The organism is Micromonospora sp. RL09-050-HVF-A, assembly GCF_019374995.1.
Classification (GTDB): Bacteria; Actinomycetota; Actinomycetes; order Mycobacteriales; family Micromonosporaceae; genus Micromonospora; species Micromonospora antibiotica.
Genome location: NZ_JAGKQP010000002.1, coordinates 5,716,195 through 5,740,539, shown reverse-complemented (window position 1 = coordinate 5,740,539; position 24,345 = coordinate 5,716,195). Strand labels below are relative to the sequence as shown.

Here is a 24,345-nt window from a genome sequence, read left to right as displayed (position 1 = left end):
GCGACAGGCGAGCGGAATACCGCCGGTCCGTATGCCGCCGGTGGTCCGTCCGACGACCGGGATGCTGCGGTCAGCTTCCCGGTCGGGTGGCGAGGATGACGTCGAGGCCCCGGCGGAAGAGGTCGTCGTCGCTCCACTGTCGATCGTCGAGGTGCCCGGAGGCGGTGAGGGTGGGGTAGCTGGCGGCGTTCGCCACGAGGTGCCGGCGGGCCTCGGCACGTACCTCCGGGTCGCCGGTCTGGTGCCAGGTGGCTTCGGTCAGCGCGGCGCCGATCACGTAGTTGGCCACCAGTCGGGTGACGACGGCCAGGTCGAGGCCGGTGAAGCCGGCGCGGACCAGCGCCGACTGGAGGAACTCCGTGCGGGCGAGGACGTGCGGGCCGAGCATCGGCCGGCCGATCAGGCCGGGCGCCCAGGGGTGGCGGAGCATGGCCGCCCGCCACCCCGAGGTCAGCAGGTGTACGTCGTCCCGCCAGTCGGAGCCGGCTGCCGGCAGTGGCACCTCGCCGAAGATGTGGTCGACGGCCAGGTCGAGGACGTCCTCCTTCGTCGTGACGTGCCAGTAGAGGGCGGTCGGGGTGACCGTCAGGTGTTCCGCCAACCGGCGCATCGTCAGCCCGTCGATGCCGTGCCGGTCGAGCAGGGCGACGGCCGCCGTCACGATCCGTTCCCGGGTCAGCGGGGTGGCCCGGCGGTTGCGGGTCGGCTCCGCGCGCAGCCAGACCGCGCCGGCCCTGGCATCGGACCGGCCGCCGTGCCGCTCGGCGGAAGCCCCACTCAATTCAGTCGCGTCCACCCGCAGCAGCCTAGTACAGTGCTCAGTTGAGTTAACGCCGTTAAGTTAAATGTTCAGCGTTAGAGGAACTGCCTGAGCCGGACCCGCCGGACCCCTCGGCGGGCAGTGGCGATTCCAGGAAGGACGGTGGCACCCCGTGCCGCTGATGCGGATACAGCTGGACAGCGACCGGCAGACCGCCCGCCGGGTGGTGGAGCTGCACCGGACCGGGAAGGTCCATCGCGAATCCCGGGATGCCGCCCGCGCCGAGGTGTGGCGGCGCGGGCGCACCCCTGCCGGCGAACCGGTCTTCGTGGGCACCACCAACGGCGAACCCGTCCGGCTCATCTACGACGTCGAGGTCTACCGCGACGTGACGGCGTGAGGCGGGCCAGGCTGGTCAGCAGCAGCCGGTGCCCGTCGGCGGCGGGGCCACCGGACGGTCAGCGGACCGGGTCGTGGGTGCCGCGCGGGACGCCCGGCCGGCAGCGGCGCAGCCGGTCCGCCGCCATCCGGCCGCCGACGGCCAGGCCGTGCCGTTCGACGGCGGTCAGGCCGTAGGCGCTGCACGTCGGGGTGTAGCGGCACTGGCCCGGCCAGCGGTGCGACAACCACCGCCGGTAACCGAGGATCGCCGCCCGGCCCGCCCGGTCGACCACCGGTGCCCGGCTCACCCGGGCCGTGGTCGCGCCGAGGGTGAGCAGCAGGGAGAACAGGCCGAAGTCGCAGCAGGGCAGGCCGTCGCAGCCGTCGCAACCGTCGCAGTCGGCATCGCACCAGTCGCGCTTCTTCTTGCGCTGCTTACGCTTGAAATGGATCACGCCGTACATGATGCGACGGCCGCGCCAGTCCCACTGTCGGGGCCGATGGGCCGAAGCAGCGGTAGCGACCCCGGCCTGACACCGCTAGCCCCGGTGGATCAGTGGTGGACGGTGCGGCGTACCCCGTCGTGGCCGGCGCAGGGCTTCGGCTGGCCGCCGGTCAGGCTGACCGCGCCGTCGCGGCACGACACCAGGTAACCCCGCCCGGCCCAGAACTGCGGCACGCAGTCGAACCAGTCGCAGACCCGGTGGTCGGGCTTACGCACCCGCTCGCCGCCGCAGTAGTCGTACCCCATCGGGTTCGCCGGTGCCCCGCAGCGTCGCTCCCGCACCACCGACGGGGACGGGGCCGGCGACGGGGGTCGGGTCCGCGCCGGGACGGGGCCGGGCGCGGCGGTGGCCGCCGCCGCCACCTCCGGGGAAGCCGGCGGGTCCGACTCGACCAGCACCGCCGGCACCACCAGGGTCAGCGCGGCGGCCACCGCGACGGTCCGCCGACCACCGGGGATCCGGGCGCTGATCCGGGCCTGCGCGGGAGTGGCGATCTCCGGCCGGAACGGCGTGGCCTCGGCATGGCTGGCGATCAGCTCGTCGAGCTGGGCGAGGACGGCGGGCCGCTGCTCGATGGCGTCGGCGAAGGCCAGGGTCAGCACGAACCGGAACTCGGTCGCCACACCCGCCGGCAGCAGCAGACCGGAGGTCTGCCGCCGGTCCAGGACCTGGATCAGGCTCACCGGGGCCGCCGGGTCGTGCAGCAACCCGGTCATCTTGCCGTACGCCCAGTCGCGCCGGCCGCGCCCGCCGACCAGGACCAACCGACGGTTGGTGACCACCGCGATGCCGGCGTCGGTGACCCGGACCCCGTCGGGCAACCGGTGGCGCAGCCGCCCCGGATCCGCCTCGACGACCAGGTCGGGGGCGGGCAGCACGGTGGTGTGCCGCAGCTCGACCAGCTGCACGCCGGGCGTCGTCCAGAGCGCCGACTCACCGGGGCTCAACGCCAGCGGCAGGCCGCCCCCGGCCGCCGCGCTGCCCCGCAGGCCGACGGCGAGGGCCCGCAGCCGACGCAGTTCGTCGTCACGGCGACGCCAGGCCCGCTCGGCGGTGCGGAAGACCCGCCGCCGTCGTTCGTTCTGCTGGCGAGCCCAGGTGTAGCGCCAGGTGGAACCCGTCGAATCAGTCATCGCCACGCCGATCCCTCCGCCGTGCGAGCCACCAACCGGTGTTCACCCGGCTCAACGGCAGGAACAAGCCCGACGGACCCGGCATTGCCGATTTACCACCCGATCGGGGGATGGATTTCCCGCCGGGCGGCGCACCGCACGATGCCTCACCTTCCGGTCCGACGCCGTGCGGGGTGCTGCCGGCGTGGGTAACGTCAGCCGCAGCCGGGCCGCACCGCCCGCACCGCCGACGCCAAGGGGGACCCGTGACCGGCCCGGACCAGCGCCGCCGCGTGGTGCTCGGCGTCGACATCGGCACCACCAGCACCAAGACCGTCGGGTACGACACCGACGGCCACCAGCTCGCCAGCCACTCCGTCGGCTACCCCCTCGACGAGCCGCACCCCGGCTATGCCGAGCAGGACCCCCAGCTCATCTTCGACGCGGTGGTGGAGACCATCCGCACCGTCGTCACCGAGCTGGGCACCGGCATCGCCGGTCTGTCGTTCAGCACCGCCATGCACAGCCTGATCGGCCTCGACCCGGACGGCGTACCGCTCACCCCGTCGGTGACCTGGGCCGACTCCCGGGCCAGCGGTCAGGCCGAACGGCTGCGTGCCGCCCCCTGGGGGCTCGCCCTGCACCGGCGCACCGGCACCCCCGTGCACCCGATGGCCCCGCTGCCGAAACTCCTCTGGTACGCCGAGCAGGAGCCGACGCTGCACGCACGGGTCGCCCACTGGGTCGGCATCAAGGACTACGTGCTGCTGCGGCTGACCGACACGCTGGTCACCGACCACTCGGTCGCCTCGGCCACCGGCCTGATGGACATCCACCAACTCACCTGGGACGCGCAGGCGCTGCGGATCGCCCAGATCACCGAGGAGCAGCTCCCCCGGCTCGTCCCCACCACCACCGTGCTGCCGGGGCTGACCGCCCGCGCCGCCATCGCCACCGGCCTGCCCGCCGACACCCCGCTCGTGGTCGGCGCGGGTGACGGCCCGCTGGCCAACCTGGGTCTCGGCGCGGTACGCCCCGGCGTCGTCGCCTGCTCCATCGGCACCTCCGGGGCGATGCGGGTGGCCGTCGAACGTCCCGCCGTCGACCCGCTCGGCGGGGTGTTCTGCTATGCGCTCACCGAGGACCGGTGGGTCGTCGGCGGGGCGATCAACAACGGCGGGATCGTGCTCCAGTGGGCCGGCGACGCGCTCGCCCCCGAGTTAGGCGAGCACGGTGAGGAGGAACTGCTGGCGCTGGCCGCCACCGCCCCGGTCGGCTCCGGCGGGCTGATCATGCTGCCGTACCTGCTCAGCGAGCGGGCCCCGCACTGGAGCGCGCTGCCGCGCGGGGCGTACGTCGGGCTGACCCACGGGCACCGCCGCGAGCATCTCGTCCGGGCCGCGTTGGAGGGGGTGTGCCAGCAGCTCGCCCTGGTCCTGGCGTCGGTCCGGGCGGCCGGCAACGAGGTCCGCGAGGTGCGGGCCAGCGGCGGCTTCGCCCGCAGTCCACTGTGGCGGCAGATGCTCGCCGACGCGCTCGGCATGCCGGTGCGGTTCCCCGCCGGCCACGAGGGCTCCAGCTTCGGCGCGGCGCTGCTCGGCATGCAGGCGCTCGGCCTGATCGACTCCATCGACGTCGCCGCCGACCTGGTCCGCATCGACGAGACGGTACGCCCCGAGCCGGCCTCCGCCGCCACCTACGCCGCCCTGCTCCCCCTGCACTCCGAGCTGTACGACGCGCTGGTGCCCACCTTCGCGTCGCTGCGCCGGCTGGCCCCCAGCCTGCCGGCGGAGCCACCGCCCACCCCCGCACCCATGTGACCGCCCGCACCGGGTCGGACACCGTCCGAAGGTCGTGATTACCGTGCTCACTCTCCTCGCCGCACCGGCGGAACCGGCCACCAGCGCCGGTGACGCCCAGCTCGTCGTGGCCGCCCTGCTGGGCATCGCCGCGGTGGTGCTGCTCATCGCCTGGGGCAAGGTGCACCCCTTCCTGGCGCTGATCCTCGGCGCGGCGGTGCTGGGCGTGGTCGCCACCATGGCCCCCGACACGATGATCGAGTCGTTCAGCGCCGGGGTCGGCTCCACCGTCGGCGGGGTGGGGCTGTTGATCGCGCTCGGTGCGATGATCGGTGGGCTGCTCGCCGAGTCCGGTGGGGCAGACGGCATCGTCAACCGGGTCGTCGGGCGGGTCTCCGGCACCGCCCTGCCCTGGGCCATGGCCGGGGTCGCCGCGCTGATCGGCCTGCCGCTGTTCTTCGAGGTCGGCGTGGTGCTGCTGGTGCCGATCGTGCTGCTGGTCTCGCTGCGGACCGACGTACCGCTGATGAAGATCGGCATTCCGGCGCTGGCCGGCCTGTCGGTGCTGCACGGCCTCGTCCCGCCGCACCCCGGCCCGCTGGTGGCGATCTCCTCCCTCAACGCCGACCTGGGGCTCACCCTCGGGCTGGGCCTGATCATCGCCATCCCCACCGTGATCGTCGCCGGCCCGGTGTTCGGCAACTTCATCGCCCGGTACGTGCCGGCCACCGCCCCGGCCGCGCTGCTGCCCACCCGGCAACCGGCCACCTCCGGCGGTGGCCGGCGCGGACCCGGCAGCCCCGACGCCCGCCCCGACCGGAAGTCGGCCGGCCGGGACGCCGGGCGGGGACCGGCCGGCGACGACGACCTGCTCACCGACGACGACCTGGTCAACCCGGGCACCGGCCGGCCGGGCGCCCCGGTCGACGACAGCGGCACCGAGACCGCCCGGCGTGCCCCGAGGTTCTGGCCGGCGGTGCTCACCGTGCTGCTGCCGGTGGTGCTGATGCTGCTGCGCGCCGTCGGCGAGCTGGCCCTGACCGAGGGGACCTTCGCCCGACAGGCCCTCGACATCGTCGGCACCCCGATCGTGGCGCTGCTGGCCGGGGTGATCGTCGCCATGTTCACCCTCGGCTACCAGGCCGGCTTCAGCCGCAGCCAGGTCTCCTCGGTGCTCGGCGGCTCGCTGCCGCCGATCGCCGGCATCCTGCTGATCGTCGCCGCCGGTGGCGGCTTCAAGCAGGTGCTGGTGGACGCCGGGGTGGGCGACCTGGTCGCCGACGCGGCCAAGGACGCCAACCTCTCCCCGCTGCTGCTGGGCTGGTTGGTCGCCGTCGGCATCCGGGTCGCCACCGGCTCCGCGACGGTCGCCACGATCACCGCCGCCGGCATCGTCGCCCCGCTGGCAGCCACCCTGGACCGACCGGAGGTGGCGCTGCTGGCGCTGGCCGTGGGCTGCGGGTCACTGTTCTTCTCGCACGTCAACGACGCCGGCTTCTGGCTGGTCAAGGAGTACTTCGGGCTGACCGTGGGGCAGACCATCAAGAGCTGGTCGGTGCTGGAGACGATCATCTCGGTGGTCGGCTTCGCCGGTGTCCTCCTGCTCGACCTGCTCCTGTGACACCCCGACCCGGCGACTATGCGGGTCAAACCCCGGCGACGATGCGGGTCAGGCGCCGGGGTCGTTGCGGGGCGGGTCAGGCGCCGGGGATGTTGCTGGGCGGGTCCTCGCCGATCAGGCCCGCCGCCGGCTTCTCCGCCGACACGGGCAGGCCGAAGTCCGCGTACGTCAGGTCGAGCGCCGAGGTCTTGCCCGGCTCGCTGGCCAGCTCGATCCGGTAGCGGACCAGCCGCCCCTGCGCGTCCACCGTCGCGGTGAACGGCACCGTGGCGGCCCGCTCGCCGAGCACCCCACCCACCCCGTCGCCGAGCACCTCGGTGCTGCGCCGCAGGTCCAGCGTGCCGGCGTAGGCCCGTTCGCCGGTGGCGCGTACCCCGGTGGCCGTGCCGAGGGTGCTGGCCAGCCGGGTGTTGTCCAGCCCGGTCCGCTTCGCGGCAGCGGCCTCGGCGGTGCCCAGGTGCCACCAGGTACGCCCGTCCCAGACCGGCACCCGCCGGTCCGGGGCGGTCACCTTCACGTAGACGTCGGTGCCGGTGGCGAGCCGTTCGATGACCACCTTGCCGTTCGCCACGGCCAGCGTCGTCGTCTCCAGTCCACGCCGGCCCTTCGGGTCCCAGACCAGGCTGGTGGTGTCCCCACCGCCCGCGCCGTCGCCCAGGGTCAGCCGGTAGGACTGCTGGTCGACCCGCTGCGCGGCGGTGGCCAGCACGGCGGCCGGCTCGGTCGGGGCCGGTCCGGTCGTGGCCGAGCCGGTGGTCGGTGCCGGTCCCGCGCCGCCGTCGTCCGAGGTGCAGCCGGCCGCTGTCACCAGCGCGACGAGGGCGGCCGTGGCGACGGCCAGCTTCGGGTGCTTCACGGCGGTCTCCCCGGGTGGCGCGCCCGCCGGCCGAGCCGATCGACGCTGGTGACAGAGCGGTCGCGCCAGCCTAGCCCGGCACCCGGCCGCCGACCGGCCACCCCCGACCGCACCGGTCCGGCCCGGGCGACGACGGGTCCGACCCGTGTACACCCGGACCCTCCGACCGGTCCGGCGACTGGACGCCGCAACCACCGCCGGGGCACCGGGGGTCACCGGAACCGGGTGTGCCCCGGCAGAAACGACAGACCGGGGGCCGGTCAGGGGGCCTCGACGGCGGAGATGCGGTAGCGGTGCACCTCCGCGCCACGGATCGTCGCGATCTGCTCCTGCTCCGGGCCGGACCCCCGGAACGCCAGCAGTTCGTCGTCGGACTCCCAACGTTCGTAGACGTTGATCCGGCCCGGCTCGACCAGGTCGGCGCCGATGGCGAAGTCGACGCAGCCGGGCGCCGAGCGGGCCTGCCGGACCACCTCCACGCAGGAGGCCAGGTAGGTGTCCCGCTCGGCGGGTTCGACGTAGAGACTTCCGGCGACGATGAACACGGACGACCTCCGGTGGGTGAGCGGGACGAACCCCCATCCTCGCCCACCGCAGGCGGCACCGTTCAGGCCCGGCTGATCGCGTTGGCGTGGATCGCCTCCGCCAGGTACTCCGTCAGCCCCGGTGCGATCGCCTCGTAGTAGGCGGTGAACCGGGGATCGGCCAGGTACATGTCGGCCAGCCCGGTGTGCACCTCGTACGAGCAGTCGTAGAACCATCCGACGATGAGCTGCCGGTGTTCCTCGGCCAGCGCCATCGCCTCCGCCGAGTCGGCAGGCGTCCCGCCGGTCAGCGCCGCCACGATCCGCCCGCCCCACTCCTCCTGCGCCGCCTTGAGGCGCAGCCAGTCCTCCTTCGAGTAGTTCGCCGCCCGCTGGGTCGACACCCGGTACGCCTCGGTGTCGCCCCAGCGCTCCCGCGCCTCCTCGGCGTGCTCCGCCGGGTCGACGTCACCGAAGACCTCGAACCGTTCCTCCGGGGTCAGTTTGAGTTCCATCCGTCTCGCCTCCATCGCGATCTCGATCGCCGCGACCATCTCCTGGAGTTTCCCGATCCGCCCGGTCAGCAGGTCGTGCTGCCGGCGCAGGTGCGCCGCCGGGTCGGCGGTCGGGTCGTCGAGGATCGCCGCGATCTCCTCCAGCGGAAACCCCAGCTCCCGGTAGAAGCGGACGTGCTGCAACCGCTCCAGGTCCGCGTCGTCGTAGCGGCGGTAGCCGGCCGGCGTCCGGCCGCTCGGCGAGAGCAACCCGATCTCGTCGTAATGATGCAGCGTCCGGACCGTCACCCGGGCCGCCTTCGCCACCTGACCCACCGTGTACGCCATGGTCTCCTCCTTTCCGACACCAAGGCTCCGGCCTGCCGCGACGTGAGGGTCAAGCCCGATTCTGCGCCGGTCCCCCGATCCCGTAAGCCCACACCGGGGCGGACCGAGAAGGGAATGGGCGGGGGCCGGGGCGGGTCAGCGTGGGGTGTGCAGGGCGGCCAACCGGCCCGGGCGGCCGTACCGGTAGCCCTGGCCGTGGACACAGCCGATCGCCGTGACCGCCGCGTGCTGCCCCTCGGTCTCCACCCCCTCGGCCACCACCTCCATGTCGAAGGCCCCGGCCAACCGGGTGACCATCTCGACCGTGGCGTACGCCCGCGCGTCGGTGTCCAGCCGGGCCACGAACGACCGGTCGATCTTGAGGTCGGTGGCGGGGATGCGGTGCAGGTAGCTCAACGACGAGTAACCGGTGCCGAAGTCGTCGATGGCGATCCGGATGCCCAACTCCCGGAGCTGGGCGAGCCGCTCCAGCACCGCCTCGCTGCCGTCGATCAGCGCCGACTCGGTCAGCTCCAGGGTGAGCGCGCGGGGCGCCAGGCCGGCGGTGGCGGTGGCCGCGGTGACGGTGGCGATCAGGTCGGGGCGGCGCAGGTGCGCGGCGGCGATGTTGACCGCCACGGTCGCCTCGGGCACCAGGGCCCGCCAGGTCGCGGCGGCCCGGCACGCCTCGTGGATCACCCACCTGTCGATCGGCACGATCAACCCGGTCTCCTCCGCCAGCGGCAGGAACGCCGCCGGGGCGAGCAGGCCGAGCCGGGGGTGCCGCCAGCGGACCAGCGCCTCCGCGCTGCGGACCACGCCGGTGGCCAGGTCGACGATCGGCTGGTACTCCAGGTGCAGTTGCCGCTCGTCGACGGCGCGTCGCAGGTCGGCGATCAGCTCGGCCCGGCTGACCGCCGACTCCCGCAGCGCGGGCGTGCAGGTACGGTACGCGGACTTCCCGGCGGCCTTCGCCGCGTACATGGCGATGTCGGCGTCGCGCAGCAGGTCGGTGTGGGAGGCGTGCTGCGGGCCGAACTCGGCGATGCCGATGCTGGCCGACGGGTGCACCCCGACGTCCTCCTCGCCGACGGACGGTTGCAGGGCGGCGAGGAGCCGTTCGGCGAGCCGTTCCGGGGCGACCGGGCGGTCACCGGCGACCAGCACGGCGAACTCGTCGCCACCGAGCCGGGCGATGGTTCCGTCGCCACCGACGGCCGCCCGCATCCGGACCGCGATGCTGGACAGCAGGGTGTCGCCGGTGGCGTGCCCGAACCGGTCGTTGACCTGCTTGAAGCCGTCCAGGTCGAGGAGCAGGACGGCCACCGGCGGCCCCTCGCGCAGGGCCTGGCGCAGCCGCCGGTTGAACATCAGCCGGTTGGGCAGGCCGGTGAGCTGGTCGGCGTAGGCGAGCCGACGCAGCCGGGCCACCAGCCGCAGGTTCTCGTTGGCCGCCAGCCCCTGCCGCAGGGCGAGCACCCCGAGCAGCGTCATCATGCCGACGAAGACCAGGGGCGGGGTCTGCCCGGTGGGTCGGCGGGCCAGCACCACCGCGATGATCGCCCCGCCGACCGGCAGGTAGGGCAGCGCCACCCGCCACCACGACGGGAGCGGGGACTCGCCGATCTCCTCGGCGCCGTCGCAGGTCGGCGGCGGTGGTCGGGTGGTGGCGATGCCGATCAGCAGGTAGCTCAGCGGCCAGCAGACGTCGATCGGGTGCCCCGGGGCGTAGGTGCCGTGCGCGACCAGCGAGACGTAGACGGCGTCCGCGCCGGCCCGGGTGACCAGGCTCGCCCCGATCAGGGTCAACGGCGGCCACACCGGGCGGGCCGAGCCGGCCACCGCCACCAGGATGGTCAACTGCATCAGGTCGATCATCGGGTAGAGCAGGCCGAGGGTCCGCAGGGGATCGTCGAGGTCGGCGGCGGCGATGTCGCGGAACACCACCACCCAGCCGATCGGGATCAGGGCCAGTCCGACGATCACCCCGTCCAGCACCGTGCGGGCCCGGCCGACCACACTGCGTGGTGCGGTCAGCGCGGCCAGCAATGCGGCCGTGCCGGTGACGATGCCGGCGGTGAAGATCGCCCCGATCAGCGGGGTGTGCGGCAACTCGTCGGCACGCAACCGGTCCACCGTCCACAGCAGCCGACCGGCGGCCGCCAGGCCCATGGTGAGGGCGAGCAGCGCCCAGAACCGGCGCAGCGGGGCGGGGTGCCGACGCATCGTCCGGGTGCAGGCGTAACTTGCCCAGCTCGCCAGTGCCGTGGCGGTCACGTCGCTGGCCAGGGCCGCCCCGGGCAGCGCGGCGAGCAGCCAGCCCAGCTCCAGCACGACGACCACCGCGGCGACGATCGCACCCACCCGCGGAAGGGCCAGCGGTCGGGTCGGCGTGCCGGAGACGGCGTCCTGGGGTAGCACGGTGATCGCTCCGGCTCTCTCTCCAACGCGCACCTCGACCGTGCGGACGGGCCACGGACGGCGAACCATCGAAGCCTAGCCAGCCGGGCGGGTAGCCGCCACACTCACCGGGTCGGTTATCCGACCACTGAGGACAGCCCGGACGAGGGGTCGGTGAGCGGTGGCCCGCCGTGCGTCCACGGTGTCTCGTCCGCCGTCGGAAACGCGCCGGCCGGCAGGAACGCCTCCGACAGGGTGGTCAGGCAGAGCCGCTCCCCCACCTGCGGCACGGTGCCCGGCAGCGCGGTCAGCCCCCGGCCCATCCCGCCCGACAACTCCAGCACCACCTCGGTCCGGCCGTCCGCCGCCGGGGTCACGAAGACCACCTTCGCCTTCTGCCCCGGCCGCGCCGTCGACCACAGGGTCGCCCCGACCGGCACCCGGACCGCTTCGGTGGTCACCACCTGGATCCTCGGCCGCAGCACCGGCCGTTTGCCGCTGTCGTCCACCCGCGCCGGATCGGCCAGCGTCACGTCACCGACGAACGCCTCCCCGGTCAGCCGGTGCTCGGCCATCACCAACGGGTCGTCGTAGGCGCGCTGCACGGCGTAGCTGGTCGCGGCACGTTCCAGCCGGTGCAGCCGGACCGCCGCCGCGACCGCGCCGTCGTGTCGGGGCTGCGGCCCACCGTCGGCGTCGAGATGCTCGGCATACGAGGTGAAGGCGTCCCGGTCGCCGGCCCACCGCCCGGCCACCCGGGCCCCCGGTGGCAGCGCGCCGAGCAACCCCAGGCCACGCCACATCAGCTCCCAGGTGGGCGCGAGCTGCCCGCGCAGCAACCCCACCAGCTCCGTGTACGCCTCGTCGCGCGCGGCCGGGTCGTCGTCGGCCGCCGCCCAGGCGGCCATCGCCGGGCCAGCGCCGCGTTGTCGAACTCCGGGTCGGTGGCCGGCCCGGCCGGCGGGCACACCCCCGGGTCCTCCGCCCGGGCGGCGGCCGCCGCACCGGTCCAGCCGGCCGGGGGGTCGATCCAGCCGAGCAGCGCCGGCAGGTGCAGGTCCTCCACCGCGCTCTGCCCGGTCGCCCAGTGCAGGGTGAGCGCGTCGGTCATCGCCAGCAGCGTCGACGAGCCGGGCTGCTCGGCCCGTTCGGCGAAGAAGGTCAGCCAGCGGCCGAGCAGCGGCACCGCCGGATGCACCGGATAGTCGCCGTCCGGCCGGCGGAACCGGGTGGACCGGCCGAGCAGCCGCAGGAAGGTGATCCCGGCCGGGTTCGGCACCCACAGCTGCGGGGCGTCGGAGTAGCGGTAGCGCACGTCGCGTCCCCGGTCCACGGCCACCGCCTCCGCCACGCCCCGGAAGTCGTCCAGCCAGGGCAGCACGATCCCGGCCAGCTCGGTGACGAAACGGAACCGCTGGTCCCGGTTGCGGGGCTGCGGCACGATCAGCAACCGGGCGTCGTCGGGGGCGGTGCCGACCAACGCGGCGAGCGGGGCGTGCGCCTCACCGGCCATCCCCAGCGGCACCAGCACCAGTGGGCGCTGCGCCAGGTGCAGGTGCCGGACCGTGGCGACCGGCTGGGCCACCCCGGCGGCGACGGCCTGGGCCCGGGCCAGCGCGCGCAGCGTACTCATGCGGGGTGGCCGGCGAGGGCGTCGGCGCGCAACCGGGCGGCGGCCCGCAGCAGCGCGGCGGCCTCCTCCCGCTCCGGGTCGGCGGCCCGTTCGCCGGTCGCCAGGGCCAGCACCTCGGTCACCTCGGCGATCCCGCCGAGCGCCTCCCGCACCGGCCGACCCAGCGCGCCGGTCTGCCCGCGCGCCTCGTCCCGGCAGAAGTACGCCAGCTCGCAGCCGGCCAGGCAGTCCGGCGCGTAACGGGCCGGCACGGTACGCAGCGCGGCGGTCAGCGTCGCCGGATCGGCGGCCGGATCGGCGGTGAAACCGGCCGGTACGGCGGTGAGCAGGTCGTCCAGCCGGGCCATCCGGTCCAGTTGGCGACGCAGCACCAGCAGTTGCTTACGCACGTCGATCAGGCTGGCCACCGGCTGGTTGGCGAAGTCACGTGGGCAGACCAGCACCACCTCGTGCGACACCGACTCCGGGTCCCGCCCCTCGGCGGCGAGCAGTTCCCGCAGCGCCAGCACGTAGACGGCCGACTGGACGGCGGCGGCGGACACCTTCGCCGGGTCGGCCTGGCCGTCGATCACCGGGAACGACTTGATCTCCACGACGTGGAACCGGCCACCGAGCCGGGCGGCGACCAGATCCGGCTCCAGGTGCACCCGCTGACCGGCGACGTCCAGGCCGAGCAGCGGATGGTCGAACAGCGCCGCGTCCGGCCCGGTGGCGGTCAACGCGGCCCGGGACCGTTCCCGCCGGTCCGGCAGGTCGTCCGCGCCACCCAGGTCCGTCCAGCTCGCCCGCTGCGGCACCGGTACGCCCAACCGCGTCGCGACCAGCCGCAGCAGCTCCGCCCCGCCGTCCGCCTTGACCTGCGCCTCGAACGCGTTGCCGCGGGTGATGGCGAACCGGGACTGGCCGAACCGGGCGGGAAAGCCGACCCGCTGCGCGAGCGCCGACTTGTCCACCCCGGCCCCGTCCAGCACGGCCCGCCGGGCGCAGCCGGGGTTGCCGGTGAGCGCGGCGATCGTCCGGGCGTTGTGGCGTTTCGGGGGCGCGTCGCCCCGGATCGCGGCCAGGCGTCGTGCGGTGCTCGTCACGACAGGCCACGATAGCGGCCCCGACCGACCCCGGCCGACAGCCGGCGGTGCGGGGTGGCGCGGGCGGGTCAGCGGCCGGCGGACCGGTTCCAGGGCGAACGGGGCGAACGGGCACCGGCGGCCGGCCGGTGGCGGCGGCGCGACGGGCGACGACCGGGGGTGCAGGGTGGGCGGGGGGCGGTGTGCACCGGCACGGTCGGCGGGCGGCCGACCAGCCAGCAGAGGAAGCGGGCCACGGTCAGCCGACCGGGAGGCGGCGGGCCTCGTCGGCGTCGACGGCGTACTCGACGCCGCAGAACGAGCACTGCTGCACGTATTTCGTCCGGATCGGGATCAGCGGGACGAAGAACAGGGTGAACTTCGTCGACCGGCGGCTGATCACCTGCGCGGCCTGGTTGCCGCAGTGCCGGCAGACGGCGGTCACCACCCCCGACCGGGTGACCTTGGTACGGAGTCCGAAGATGAAGAACATCGCCCGGCATTACCCCGCCCGACGCCCCGGGAACCACAGGCGGAAAAATCCTGCCCACCGCTGTCCGGAACCCGGCCTCCCGAACGTCACCCTGGTGACGACAACGACACCGAGGAGCGTCCCGATGAAGTACCTGATGCTGGTCTGCACCGACACCGCGCCGGACACCGACCCGGAGGCCGCCCCCGACATCGAGGCGTGGGTCGCCGAGCGCGACGGCAACGGGCAGCGTGTGCTGGGTAGCCGGCTGGCGGACGTGTCGGCGGCCACCACCGTCCGGGTACGCGACGGTGAGCTGCTGCTCACCGACGGGCCGTTCACCGAGACCAGGGAGGTGATCGTGGGCTTCGACCTGCTGGAGTGCTCCGATCTCGACGAGGCGGTGGAGGTGGCCCGTCGCCACCCGATGGCCTACGAGGGGCGGCTCGAACTGCGTCCCCTGGTCGACCTCTGAGGGCCACGGCCGTCGACCCGGGCGGACCGCCGGGCCCGCACCACGGGGGTGGGCCGGCGGGCCCGGTCGCCGGGGACCCGGTCGGCGCGGTCGCGGTGGCGGGCGCCGAGGCGTACCCGCGGATCGTGGCCGCGCTGATCCGGGTGACCGGGGACTGGACGCTCGCCGAGGACTGCGCCCAGGAGGCGCTGATGGCCGCCGTGCAGCGCTGGCCCCGCGACGGCGTGCCGGGCAATCCGGGCGGCTGGCTGATGACGGTGGCCCGGAACCGGGCGACGGACGTGCTGCGGCGGGCCTCCGTGGAACGCCGCAAACTACGCGAGCTGGCGGTGCTCACCGACCAGCACCCCACCCCGGACGATCCGGAGGACGTGGTGGACGACCGGCTGCGGCTCGTGTTCACCTGCTGCCATCCGGCGCTGACGCTGGAGGCCAGGGTGGCGCTGACGCTGCGTACCGTGGCCGGGGTGCCGACCGCCGACATCGCGCGGGCCTTCCTGGTCGGCGAGTCCACCATGACCCGGCGGATCACCCGGGCCAAGGCCAGGATCGCCGCCGCCGGCGTCCCCTACCGGGTGCCGACCGGGTCCGCGCTGGCCGAGCGGCTGCCGGGCGTCCTGGCCGTGCTCTACCTACTCTTCACCCGGGGGTACGACGCGGACGGCGAGCCCGCCTTCGCCGACGAGGCGGTCCGGTTGGCGCGGCTGCTCGACGAGCTGATGCCGGCCGAGCCGGAGGTCGCCGCCCTGTGCGCGCTGCTGCTCTTCCAGCACTCCCGCCGGGCGGCCCGCCGCGACGCCGCCGGTGACCTGCTCACCCTCGCCGAGCAGGACCGCTCCCGCTGGGACCACGCCGCCATCGCCGAGGCCCTGACCGCCCTGGCCCACGCCGAGCGCCGGTCGGCACCGGCCCCCGCCGACAGACCGTCGACCACGGCCCGGGCCGACAGACCGTCGACCACGGCCCGCGCCGACCGGCCCGGCCCGTATCTGCTCCAGGCCCGGATCGCCGCCTGCCATGCCACCGCGCCGGACGCCGGCCGTACCGACTGGACGGCCATCGCCCACTGCTACGACGAACTGTCGCGGCTGCGGCCCACCCCGGTGATCGGGCTGAACCGTGCGGTGGCCCACGGCTACGCGTACGGACCGACGGCCGGGCTGGCCCTGCTCGCCGAGGCCCGCGCCGGCGGAGCGTTGGACGGCTACCCACCGGCGCTGGCGGCGGAGGCGGAGCTGACCGCCCGCCGTGGTGACCCGTTCGGGGCGGCCCTCCTGTTCCGGGGCGCCGCCGACCTGGTCGGCTCGGACGCCGAACGCCGGGCCCTGCTCCGCCGTGCGGACGACCTGACTCCGTCACCCTGACCCGGCACTGCCCCGCCGACCCGCTGCCCGCTGACCCGCTGCCCGCTGACCTGCGCTGCCCGCCGACCGGGAAGCGGGGCGGGGCCGGGGGTCAGCTCGCGGTCAGCCGGGCCACGACCTGGCGGACGGTGTCCATCGGGATGGCGAAGCCGAGGCCGACGCTGCCCTCGTCCTCTCCGGTGGTGGCGATCGCGACGTTGATGCCCACCACCCGCCCGGCGGTGTCGACCAGCGCTCCGCCGGAGTTGCCGTGGTTGATCGCCGCATCGGTCTGCACCAGCCCGGACAGGTCGTCCACCGACCGGTGGAGGGCCGACACGATTCCGGAGGTGACCGTCCCGACCAGCCCGAGCGGGCTGCCGAACGCCAGGACGGTGTCCCCGACGGTCAGGGTCGAGTCGCTGCCCAGCGTCGCCGGGGTGAGCCCGGTCAAGCCGGTCGCCCGCAGCAGCGCGATGTCCGCCCTGGCGTCCTGCGCGACCACGGTCGCCGGGGCGGTACGGCCGTCGGCGAGGGCCACGTCGACCTGGCCGCCGGAGTCCACCACGTGCTGGTTGGTGAGGACGAGTCCGTCGGTGTCGAGAATGACGCCGGATCCGAGGCTGGACTCCCGGGCCCCGGTCACCTCGACGGTGACGATGCTGGGCGACACGACGGCGACCACCGTGGCGAGGGAGTCGATGGTGGCGGTGGAGACCGGGGCGGCGGCCGTCGTAGCGGTGACGGACGAACCCTGGCCGGCGAACCGGTCCACGACCAGCGCGCCGGTGCCGCCGCCCGCGAGCATCAGCACCACCGCCGCGCCACCGGCCAGCAGCCCCCGCCGCCACCGCGACGGCGACGACGGCGCTGGCGACGACGGCGAGACCGGCGGCGACGGCGGCGACGGCGAGACCGGCGGCGACGGCGGCGACGGCGAGACCGGCGGCGACGGCGGCGAGGTCGGCGACGGCGCTGCCGAGGGCGGTGGCGGTGAGGACGACGGCGGCTCGGAGACCGGGACAGCCGGTGGGACCGGGTTGGTGGGCGCCGGGCGCAGCATGGTGTCGGACATCAGGTCACCACCCCTCGACGAGGGTCGACCGGTCGAACCGAGGATGGTCGGGCCGGTGGTGGTCGGGCTGGTCGCGGTCGGAGCGGTGACGGTGGTTGTCGGGGTGCGACATGGGGCCTCCTCGGTGCGGCGATGAAGCCACCGTGCCGCGCCGGGCTGAGGCCCCCTTGTGGCGTACCTGTGCGTCCGCCGTGCGTGGCGCGCGGTGACCCGGGTGCCCCGTGACCCGCCCGGGTCACCAACCTCTGTCCGGCGTCCTTTCGAGCTGATGACGTCAGCGATTCAGCCGGCACCACCGGCGCGAACACCGACAGGAGCGGGGCTGGAACGACCCGGTCCGGGACAACACTGCCCGGGACCCACGGGTCGCACACAGCCAGGACCCCGCAGGATGCGCACAGCCAAGAGCCGGTGGTGTGCCCGTCTACCCCTGCCACCCGTGAATCGTCAACGTCATCAGCTCTACAGGGGTCACCTGCATGGTGCTGCTGCCGGGCGACTCCGGCCCAGGGCGACTCCGGCCCAGGACAGGCCACCACCCGCACCCCGACCTTGAGAACCGGCCCCGGGACAGGTGCCGGGGGTGGTTCAGATGCCGGGAGCGCCGGTGCGGATCTCCTCGGCCACCCAGATCGGCTGCCAGTCGGCCATCTCGTGGAAGCGGCGCAGCTCGGACAGGCCGGCCACCGACCCGCTCCACGCCGCGTACGGCGGGTTGCCCTCGTCGAAGCCGCTCTGCACGAAGGTGAGCTTCGTCCTTCCGTCGGAATCGGCCAGCTCCCAGGTGGTGACACCGACGGGGCCCCAGTCCACCGACATCTTCCGGCCGGGCTCCAGGTCGATCACCTTCGCCGCGTACCCGGTGTCGAAGCCGCCCATGGCGTACCGGCCGCCGACCCAGGGCTCGATGCCGATCGGGTAGCCGAACCAGGCGCTGGCCTGCGCCGAGTCGGTCAACGAGGTCCAGACCCGGTCGACCGGCGCGGCGATGGTCAGCTCACCGCTCAGCTCGGCGGAGGTGAAGTCGGTCCTCGGCAGCAGCGGACGACCCTCCAGGTGCGCGGCGAGATTGGCGATCGACAGCGACCACCAGGTCTGCAGGACACCACGGATGCTGCTGCCGTCCATCGCCTCGGCGAAGTCGAAGTGGCTCTGGCTGAGGGTCAGCAGGGCGCTGCCCGGCCCCTGCGCGGTCAGGCGCAGTTCGCTGGTCGTCTCGACCCCGTCGAGCAGCCAGTCGAAGCGCAGCGTGTACGGGTCGGCGTGCCGCAGCCGTTGGTGGGGCGCGTAGCCCTCGGGCGTGTGCCGACCCCAGAACTCGTACCGGCTGGGCAGCTCGACCTCGGCGTGCTCGGTCAGCCAGACGCGCAGCTCGGCCGGGTCGGTGAGCGCCCGCCACACGGCCTGCACCGGCGCGGCGAGGCGGGCGCCCAGGGTGAGTGGTTCAGTCATGGTCTTCCCCCTTGGGGTAGCAGGCCACGGCGAGTTTGAAGGCGTCCCCCTCGACGCCGCCGTAGCGGGTGAACAGGTCCTGCAACGTCGACTGCAGGTCGTGCAGAAACTCCTGCCGGCGCTCGGCCGGCACCCGGATCTCGCCGGACACCCCGATCGAGGGCAGCTCCGGCGCGCTCCGGTCGAGCGCGGCGACGTCCGCCTGGACCTCCTCCATCAGGTCGAGCAGGTGGCCCAGGCTCAGCTCGTCGGACACCCGGCGGACGCCGCCGATCCGACCGACCAGCCGGGGCGAGAGCCAGTACGACCGGGCGACGGCCTGCCAGATGCCCTCGCTGATGCCGCGCACCCTGCGGCTGGCCACCTGCTCGACCAGGCCGGCCGCCGCGAGCTGCTTGACGTGGTAGTAGACCCGCTGCGGGGTCTGCTCCAGCCGGGCCGCCACCTCGGTGCAGGTGCGCGGCTCGGCCAACTGCCGCAGCACGTCCACGCGCTGCGGCTTGAGCAGGGTCTCGGCCTGCTCGATCTGCTCCAGGTACAGGACGTCTCTCATCGCAAAAACAATCCTGTACGTAAAAATCTTCCTTGTCAATGGGATCGACAAAAGCCGCGCCGAGATGGCGCGGCTTCGTCGGGGCGGCCGGACGGCGGATCAGGGCGTCCAGTTCGGGCGCAGCGGGTAGCCGTTCACGCCGTGCGGGGCGTTGCGGGTCGCCAGCACCTGGTGCAGTTGGATGCCGTTGCGCTCGAAGGCCAGCCGCGACCCCGCCATGTAGAGGCCCCAGACCCGGGCGGTGCCCAGGCCCACCTCGGCGACGCAGGAATCCCAGTTCGCCACGAGGTTGCGGCACCAGGCGGCCAGGGTCAGCGCGTAGTGCTGCCGCAGGTTCTCCTCGTGGTGCACCTCGAAGCCGGCGTCGTGCACCTCGCCGACCAGGCGGCCCGGCCCGGCCAGCTCGCCGTCGGGGAAGACGTACCGGTCGATGAACGCGCCGGAGCGGTGCGGAGCCCGGTTGTCGGCCCGGGTGATGCAGTGGTTGAGCAACCGGCCACCGGGTCGCAGCCGGTCCCGCAGCGCCCGGAAGTAGGCCGGATAGTTGCGCACCCCGATGTGTTCGGTCAGCCCGATCGAGGAGATCGCGTCGAACTGCTCCCGGGGCGCGTCGCGGTAGTCGAGGTGGCGCACCTCCGCCAGGCCGGTCAGCCCCTCCTGCGCGATGGCCTCCTGCGCCCACTGGGCCTGCGCCCGGGACAGGGTCACCCCGATCGCCTTGACGCCGTACTCGCGGGCGGCGTGCCGGACCATGCCGCCCCAGCCGCAGCCCACGTCGAGCAGGCGCATCCCCGGCTGGAGTGCCAGCTTGCCGGCGACCAGTTCGTACTTGGCCGCCTGGGCCTGCTCCAGGGTGTCGGTCGGGCTGCGGTACACCGCGCAGGTGTACGTCATCGAGTCGCCGAGCACCTTCTCGTAGAAGGCGTTCGACACGTCGTAGTGGTGTGAGATGGCGGTGCTGTCACGGCCCCGGGAGTGCCGCAGCCCACCCATCACCCGCCGCCAGCGGGGCAGTGCCTCCTGGGGCGGCGCCGGCGGGGCCGCAGCCGCTCCCAGCCGAGGCCACGCACCAGGGCCAGCCCCTCGGCCACCGAGGGCACCCGCAGCCGCAGATCCAGGAGCACCCGCAGGGCGTCGTACGGGTCGCCGGGGTGCACCCCGCCCAGCCCGAGGTCGCCGCTGACGTAGGCCCGCGCCATGCCCAGGTCGCCGGGGGCGGTGAGCAGGTAGGACAGGCCCCGCTCGGAGCGGATGTCGAGGGTGATCCCGGCGTCGGTCGGGCCGATCGCGCTGCCGTCGTAGCCGGTGACGCGGACGGGCAGGTCATGGGTGGTGACCGCGCGGACGACGTCGGCGACGGTCGGGCCGGGCCGACTTCCCGCCGGCGGGCTGGCCGGGGCGCTCGCCGCCCCTGTTCTCGGTCGGTCAGGCTCATTTTCGGGCAACCGCCTTCTCGTAGAGTCCGGTGAGCCGATGGTCCGGGTCGTAGCGGTCCTTCACCACACGCCAGGTCTCCCCGCCGTAGAGCTGGTCGAAGGCCGCCCGGTCGTAGTACGCGTCGGAATAGAGCGACTTGTGTCCACCGAATTCCGACACCGCCCGCTCGATGGAGCGGTTCACGTCGCCGTCGGCGGCACCGTCCACGACCTCGACGGTGCCCCAGAAGCCGATGTTGAGGTAGGTCACGCCGGGGCGCAGCGGGTAGAGCGGCCACGCCCGGGCCGAACCGGGACCGGCGGGCTCGCGCAGCCGCAACGGGCACAGCCACACCGGGGTCATCCCGACGTTCCGGTCGAACCAGCGCAGGAAGTCGGCCGTGCCGTCGAGCGGGATCTCGACGTCCTGCACGACCCGTTCCCGGGCCGGCCGGCCCCGCCACCGGTCCACCCGGGCGGCCACCTGGTGCCGGTGTTCCAGCCGGACCAGCCGGTGGTAGACGTCGCTGCGCCGCCAGCGGGCCGGCCAGAGCCGACGCACCACCGGATGCTGCGCGCCGAACGCGGCCGAGCACCAGAACCAGTCGGTGTCCCACCGCCACAGGTAGTCGTAGGTGCCCAGCGTGTCCCGCACCCGGCGACGCAGCGACCGGTAGTAGATGTCCTGGTCGGTGTAGTCGCTGAGCCGTTCGGGCTCGTCGGTGAAGGAGCCGAGCACCAGGTAGGACTCGCCGGGGCTGAACATCACGCCGTCCATCGCGTCGACCGGCCGCCCCTCCCACTCCCCCTTGGCGGTCACCTCGGCGACCGCGTCGGTCAGCTCCTCCAGCCGGGTGAACCGGATGTTGCGCAGGGCCACCGCCCGCCCCACCGGCTGGAGTTCGATGCGCAGCCGGGTGGCGTACCCCAGGCTGCCCAGCGAGTTGGGGAACGCGGCGAACAGGTCGGACTGCGGGCCGTCCGGCCGGGCGGTGACGACCTCGCCGGCACCGGTGAGGACGTCCAGCTCGACGACCGACTCGTGTGGGAGCCCGTTGCGGAACGACGTGGACTCGATGCCCAGCCCGGTCACCGCGCCGCCCAGGGTGATCGTGCGCAACTGGGGCACGACCAGCGGCATCAGCCCGTGCGGGAGGGTCGCGTCGACCAGGTCCTCGTAGGTGCACATGCCCTGCACCTCGGCGGTGCGGGTGACCGGGTCGACCGACAGCACGCCGTCCAGCCCGCTGACGTCGAGGCCGGGCACGCCGGTGGCCGACCGGGGCCGGAACAGGTTGGAGGTGCGTTTGGCCAGTCGAACGGGTTGCCCCGCAGGCACGGCGGCGTACGACCGCCGCAACGCGTCCACCGCCAGTTCATGATCACGCTGCGCGCGCATGAGATCACTTTACGCGCGAAGCGCCGTTCCGGGGGGACCCCAACGCTGGCCGTTTCGGATCAGCCGAGCCCTCCGGGAGGCGGGTGCGGGGCGGGGCCCGGCGGCCGGCACACGGGCACCGGTCGGAACCGCCGGCAGCGAGGGGTGCGGGAGCATCGACCGGGGTGGGGCGTAGCGTGGTGGCATGCCGAAAGCCGTGTGGAACGACCAGGTCGTGGCCGAGAGCGACGACACCGTCCTGGTGGAGGGCAACCACTACTTCCCCCGCAGCACCCTGCGCGACGACCTGATCACCGAGTCGACGACCCAGACGGTCTGCCCGTGGAAGGGCACCGCCTCCTACTACTCCCTCACCGACGGTGACCGGACCAGCCCCGACGCGGTCTGGTACTACCCCGACCCGAAGCCCGAGGCGGAGCAGATCCGCGACCGGGTGGCGTTCTGGAAGGACGTCCGGGTCGTCGACTGATCCCTCTCGGGAGCGGGCCGACTGGCCGTCGGCCCGCCCGGTGGGTCACCATGCCTGCATGGCCGTCCCCGATCCGCACCGCGACCCGTCCGGCACCGTGTACGGCGCCCGGCGGGCCGCCCGCCCCGGTCTGCCCCGTGATCCGCTGATGCGGTTCGCGCTGGCCGCCGGGCTGGCCGGCGTACTGCTGGGGGTCTTCTTCGCCACCGGCGTGCTGGGCGGCGGCGACGGGCAGACCCAGCCGGTGGTGCCGGCCGCCGCTGCGCCGACCCCCGCTGCGCCGACCCCCGCTTCGCCGGCCACGGCGGCCCCGGAGACCAGCGCACCACCGGCGACCACCCCGCCGCCCTCGCCGACCCCGCCACCCACCACCCCGGCCACGTTCAGCGGGCCGACCGTGCTGCGGGCGGTCACCTCCGGCCTCTGTGTCGGCACCGACGGCGCGGGTGAGACGGCCACCGCCGAGTTGGCGCCCTGCACCGGTGGCGCGGAGCAGTCGTGGGTCGCCAACCCGGTCGCACCGGACCTGGTGACGCTCACCAACGCCGGGCACGGCCAGTGCCTCGACGTCGAGGGCGGCAGCGGTGACGACGGAGCCAGGATCCAGCAGTTCGGCTGCCACGGGCAGGCCAACCAGCAGTGGCGGCTGACCCCGGTCGGCACCGGCCCGGTCCTGCTGGTAGGCGTCCAGTCCGGCAAGTGCGTGCAGGTCAGGAATGACGGCACCGCGGCCGGCGACGACCTGGTGCAGGCCACCTGCACCGCGTCGGCCGGCCAACAGTGGGCCCTCGGCTGACGGGTGCGGCGGGGGTGGCCGTAGCCCGGTCGGCGCACCGGACCGACCTCGACCCCGCTGCCCGGCCGGCGGACCGGCGGCAGGCCCGACCGGCGTCGGTCAGCCTCGGTAGCTCCACGCCCCGGCGGGACGGGCCGACAGCAGGAGCGGTGGTGGCAGCGACCGACGTCGGCGCAGCAGCAGCGACAGCACCGCGGCGCCGACCGAGAGCGCCCCCGCCACATACCAGGCCAGCGCGTAGTCACCGAGCCGGTCGCGGACCAGACCGGCGCCGGTCGCCGCGACCGCCGCCCCGAACTGGTGCGCGGCGAAGACCCAGCCGAAGACCACCGCCGCCGAGGCGCCGAAGTACTCCCGGCACAGGGCCACCGTCGGCGGCACGGTCGCCACCCAGTCGAGGCCGTAGAAGACGACGAAGACCAGCATGCTCGGCCCGGTGCCGCCGGTGAACAGGCTGGGCAGCAGCAACAGCGACAGACCACGCAGCGCGTAGTAGCCGGCCAGCAGCAGCCGGCTGTCCACCCGGTCGGTGAGCCACCCCGAGGCCACGACGCCGACGATGTCGAAGAGCCCGACCAGGGCGAGCAGACCCGCCGCCGTGGTCTGCGGCATCCCATGGTCGTGTGCGGCCGGCACGAAGTGGGTGCCGACCAGACCGTTGGTGGTCGCGCCACAGATCGCGAAGCCGCCGGCGAGCAGCCAGAACGGGCGGGTCCGGGCGGCGGCGGTGAACGCGCCGACGGCCCGCGCGGCGGCCCCGCCGGCGGCCGGCCGCCGGGGCGTCACCTCGGTCGCGCCGTAGGCGGGCAGGCCGAGGTCCGCCGGGTGTTCCCGCAACCACCACACCACAAGTGGTACGACCGCCAGGGCGGCCCCGGCCACCACCAGTGCCGCCGCCCGCCAGCCGTGGTCGCGGACCAGCACCGCGAGCAGCGGCAGGAAGACCAGTTGACCGGCGGCCCCACCGGCGGTGAGCACCCCGGTCACCAGCCCTCGTCGGGCGACGAACCAGCGTCCGGTGACGGTGGCGACGAACGCCAGCGCCATCGACCCGGTGCCCAGCCCGACCAGGACACCCCAGCAGAGGATCAGCTGCCAGCTCGCCGTCATGAAGACGGTCAGGCCGCTGCCGAGCGCCACCAGTGCCAGCGCGCAGGTCACCACCCGGCGGATGCCGAACCGTTCCATCAGCGCGGCGGCGAACGGCGCGGTCAGGCCGTAGAGCAGCAGGTTGACCGAGACGGCGGCGGAGATGGTGGCCAACGGCCAGCGGAACTCGGCGTGCAGCGGGTGCAGCAGCACCGACGGGGTGGCGCGGAAGCCGGCCGCGCCGACCAGCGCGACGAAGGCGACGGCGGCCACGGTCCAGGCCGGGTGGAGACGACGGGCTCGGGTCACGCTCCGAGTCTCGGGGCCCAC

General features: G+C 74.1%; 24 protein-coding genes and 1 pseudogene. 8 read left to right on the top strand and 17 right to left on the bottom strand.

What is annotated here, in order from left to right:
* Positions 1 to 70 precede the first annotated feature (70 nt).
* The gene (locus J7462_RS25545) at positions 71 to 796 is read right to left on the bottom strand and encodes a TetR/AcrR family transcriptional regulator (RefSeq protein WP_219467557.1); all 726 of its coding nucleotides are present in this window, start codon (positions 794 to 796) and stop codon (positions 71 to 73) included.
* 145 nt (positions 797 to 941) lie between these two features.
* Between J7462_RS25545 and J7462_RS25540 the strand changes: the two genes are divergently transcribed.
* On the top strand, positions 942 to 1,160 hold the full coding sequence (locus J7462_RS25540; protein ID WP_255597905.1) for a hypothetical protein: 219 nt from the start codon (positions 942 to 944) through the stop codon (positions 1,158 to 1,160).
* Between the two features lie 58 nt (positions 1,161 to 1,218).
* Here the strand turns inward: J7462_RS25540 and yidD are convergent, their stop codons facing one another.
* Together yidD and J7462_RS25530 are read right to left on the bottom strand one after the other, a co-directional pair.
* Positions 1,219 to 1,605, bottom strand: a complete 387-nt coding sequence (yidD, locus tag J7462_RS25535) for a membrane protein insertion efficiency factor YidD (RefSeq protein WP_219467551.1) — start codon at positions 1,603 to 1,605, stop codon at positions 1,219 to 1,221.
* Between the two features lie 89 nt (positions 1,606 to 1,694).
* Complete coding sequence (locus J7462_RS25530) at positions 1,695 to 2,786, bottom strand: hypothetical protein (RefSeq protein WP_219467546.1); 1,092 nt, start codon at positions 2,784 to 2,786, stop codon at positions 1,695 to 1,697.
* A gap of 239 nt (positions 2,787 to 3,025) precedes the next feature.
* On the opposite strand from J7462_RS25530, the gene J7462_RS25525 reads away from it, so the two are divergent.
* On the top strand, positions 3,026 to 4,579 hold the full coding sequence (locus J7462_RS25525; protein ID WP_308291029.1) for a gluconokinase: 1,554 nt from the start codon (positions 3,026 to 3,028) through the stop codon (positions 4,577 to 4,579).
* Between the two features lie 43 nt (positions 4,580 to 4,622).
* Positions 4,623 to 6,179, top strand: coding sequence for an SLC13 family permease (locus J7462_RS25520; protein WP_219467539.1), 1,557 nt, complete (start codon positions 4,623 to 4,625; stop codon positions 6,177 to 6,179).
* A gap of 76 nt (positions 6,180 to 6,255) precedes the next feature.
* Here J7462_RS25520 and J7462_RS25515 read toward each other — a convergent pair whose 3' ends face one another.
* From J7462_RS25515 to J7462_RS25485, 8 genes are all read right to left on the bottom strand, one after another.
* Complete coding sequence (locus J7462_RS25515; protein ID WP_219467536.1) at positions 6,256 to 7,035, bottom strand: hypothetical protein; 780 nt, start codon at positions 7,033 to 7,035, stop codon at positions 6,256 to 6,258.
* 260 nt (positions 7,036 to 7,295) lie between these two features.
* Positions 7,296 to 7,580 carry an antibiotic biosynthesis monooxygenase family protein gene (locus J7462_RS25510; RefSeq protein ID WP_219467533.1) on the bottom strand — a complete coding sequence of 95 codons (285 nt, stop codon included), beginning with the start codon at positions 7,578 to 7,580 and terminating at the stop codon, positions 7,296 to 7,298.
* Between the two features lie 62 nt (positions 7,581 to 7,642).
* The gene (locus J7462_RS25505) at positions 7,643 to 8,401 is read right to left on the bottom strand and encodes a MerR family transcriptional regulator (RefSeq protein ID WP_219467530.1); all 759 of its coding nucleotides are present in this window, start codon (positions 8,399 to 8,401) and stop codon (positions 7,643 to 7,645) included.
* A gap of 135 nt (positions 8,402 to 8,536) precedes the next feature.
* Positions 8,537 to 10,801 (bottom strand): EAL domain-containing protein, encoded by a 2,265-nt coding sequence (locus J7462_RS25500; protein WP_308291028.1) that lies wholly within the window; start codon positions 10,799 to 10,801, stop codon positions 8,537 to 8,539.
* Positions 10,802 to 10,917: 116 nt separating this feature from the next.
* On the bottom strand, positions 10,918 to 11,688 hold the full coding sequence (locus tag J7462_RS32610; RefSeq protein WP_255597903.1) for a hypothetical protein: 771 nt from the start codon (positions 11,686 to 11,688) through the stop codon (positions 10,918 to 10,920).
* Complete coding sequence (locus J7462_RS32605; RefSeq protein WP_255597902.1) at positions 11,583 to 12,413, bottom strand: hypothetical protein; 831 nt, start codon at positions 12,411 to 12,413, stop codon at positions 11,583 to 11,585. The genes J7462_RS32610 and J7462_RS32605 overlap by 106 nt, the downstream gene beginning before the upstream one ends.
* The gene (locus J7462_RS25490; protein ID WP_219467525.1) at positions 12,410 to 13,498 is read right to left on the bottom strand and encodes a hypothetical protein; all 1,089 of its coding nucleotides are present in this window, start codon (positions 13,496 to 13,498) and stop codon (positions 12,410 to 12,412) included. Before J7462_RS25490 ends, J7462_RS32605 begins: the two co-directional genes overlap by 4 nt.
* Positions 13,499 to 13,736: 238 nt before the next feature.
* Complete coding sequence (locus J7462_RS25485; RefSeq protein ID WP_219467522.1) at positions 13,737 to 13,970, bottom strand: zinc-ribbon domain-containing protein; 234 nt, start codon at positions 13,968 to 13,970, stop codon at positions 13,737 to 13,739.
* 124 nt (positions 13,971 to 14,094) lie between these two features.
* Between J7462_RS25485 and J7462_RS25480 the strand changes: the two genes are divergently transcribed.
* Together J7462_RS25480 and J7462_RS25475 are read left to right on the top strand one after the other, a co-directional pair.
* A complete protein-coding gene (locus J7462_RS25480; RefSeq protein ID WP_219467520.1) occupies positions 14,095 to 14,424 on the top strand; it encodes a YciI family protein in 330 nt (109 codons plus the stop codon).
* Between the two features lie 95 nt (positions 14,425 to 14,519).
* Positions 14,520 to 15,788, top strand: coding sequence for a sigma-70 family RNA polymerase sigma factor (locus tag J7462_RS25475; RefSeq protein ID WP_308291027.1), 1,269 nt, complete (start codon positions 14,520 to 14,522; stop codon positions 15,786 to 15,788).
* A gap of 91 nt (positions 15,789 to 15,879) precedes the next feature.
* On the opposite strand, the gene J7462_RS25470 is transcribed toward J7462_RS25475, so the two are convergent.
* Positions 15,880 to 16,575 (bottom strand): S1C family serine protease, encoded by a 696-nt coding sequence (locus J7462_RS25470; protein ID WP_255597901.1) that lies wholly within the window; start codon positions 16,573 to 16,575, stop codon positions 15,880 to 15,882.
* On the opposite strand from J7462_RS25470, the gene J7462_RS32600 reads away from it, so the two are divergent.
* Positions 16,556 to 16,978 (top strand): hypothetical protein, encoded by a 423-nt coding sequence (locus tag J7462_RS32600; RefSeq protein ID WP_255597900.1) that lies wholly within the window; start codon positions 16,556 to 16,558, stop codon positions 16,976 to 16,978. The two genes, J7462_RS25470 and J7462_RS32600, sit on opposite strands and share 20 nt — an antisense overlap.
* Positions 16,979 to 17,430: 452 nt before the next feature.
* Here the strand turns inward: J7462_RS32600 and J7462_RS25465 are convergent, their stop codons facing one another.
* The 4 genes and pseudogenes from J7462_RS25465 to J7462_RS25450 all read right to left on the bottom strand — a co-directional run bounded on the left by J7462_RS25465 (position 17,431) and on the right by J7462_RS25450 (position 21,661).
* The gene (locus tag J7462_RS25465) at positions 17,431 to 18,294 is read right to left on the bottom strand and encodes an SRPBCC family protein (RefSeq protein WP_219467516.1); all 864 of its coding nucleotides are present in this window, start codon (positions 18,292 to 18,294) and stop codon (positions 17,431 to 17,433) included.
* Positions 18,287 to 18,847 carry a helix-turn-helix domain-containing protein gene (locus J7462_RS25460; protein ID WP_219467513.1) on the bottom strand — a complete coding sequence of 187 codons (561 nt, stop codon included), beginning with the start codon at positions 18,845 to 18,847 and terminating at the stop codon, positions 18,287 to 18,289. The genes J7462_RS25465 and J7462_RS25460 overlap by 8 nt, the downstream gene beginning before the upstream one ends.
* Positions 18,848 to 18,946: 99 nt before the next feature.
* Positions 18,947 to 20,282: pseudogene (locus J7462_RS25455) on the bottom strand (class I SAM-dependent methyltransferase).
* A complete protein-coding gene (locus tag J7462_RS25450) occupies positions 20,279 to 21,661 on the bottom strand; it encodes an FAD-binding oxidoreductase (protein ID WP_219467511.1) in 1,383 nt (460 codons plus the stop codon). The pseudogene J7462_RS25455 and the gene J7462_RS25450 overlap by 4 nt, the downstream one beginning before the upstream one ends.
* 184 nt (positions 21,662 to 21,845) lie before the next feature.
* Between J7462_RS25450 and J7462_RS25445 the strand changes: the two genes are divergently transcribed.
* Together J7462_RS25445 and J7462_RS25440 are read left to right on the top strand one after the other, a co-directional pair.
* Positions 21,846 to 22,130 (top strand): DUF427 domain-containing protein, encoded by a 285-nt coding sequence (locus J7462_RS25445; RefSeq protein WP_219467507.1) that lies wholly within the window; start codon positions 21,846 to 21,848, stop codon positions 22,128 to 22,130.
* Between the two features lie 58 nt (positions 22,131 to 22,188).
* Positions 22,189 to 22,926, top strand: coding sequence for an RICIN domain-containing protein (locus tag J7462_RS25440; protein WP_219467505.1), 738 nt, complete (start codon positions 22,189 to 22,191; stop codon positions 22,924 to 22,926).
* A gap of 99 nt (positions 22,927 to 23,025) precedes the next feature.
* On the opposite strand, the gene J7462_RS25435 is transcribed toward J7462_RS25440, so the two are convergent.
* Positions 23,026 to 24,324: an MFS transporter gene (locus tag J7462_RS25435; protein ID WP_308291026.1), complete on the bottom strand. Its 1,299-nt coding sequence runs from the start codon at positions 24,322 to 24,324 to the stop codon at positions 23,026 to 23,028.
* Between the last annotated feature and the right edge of the window lie 21 nt (positions 24,325 to 24,345).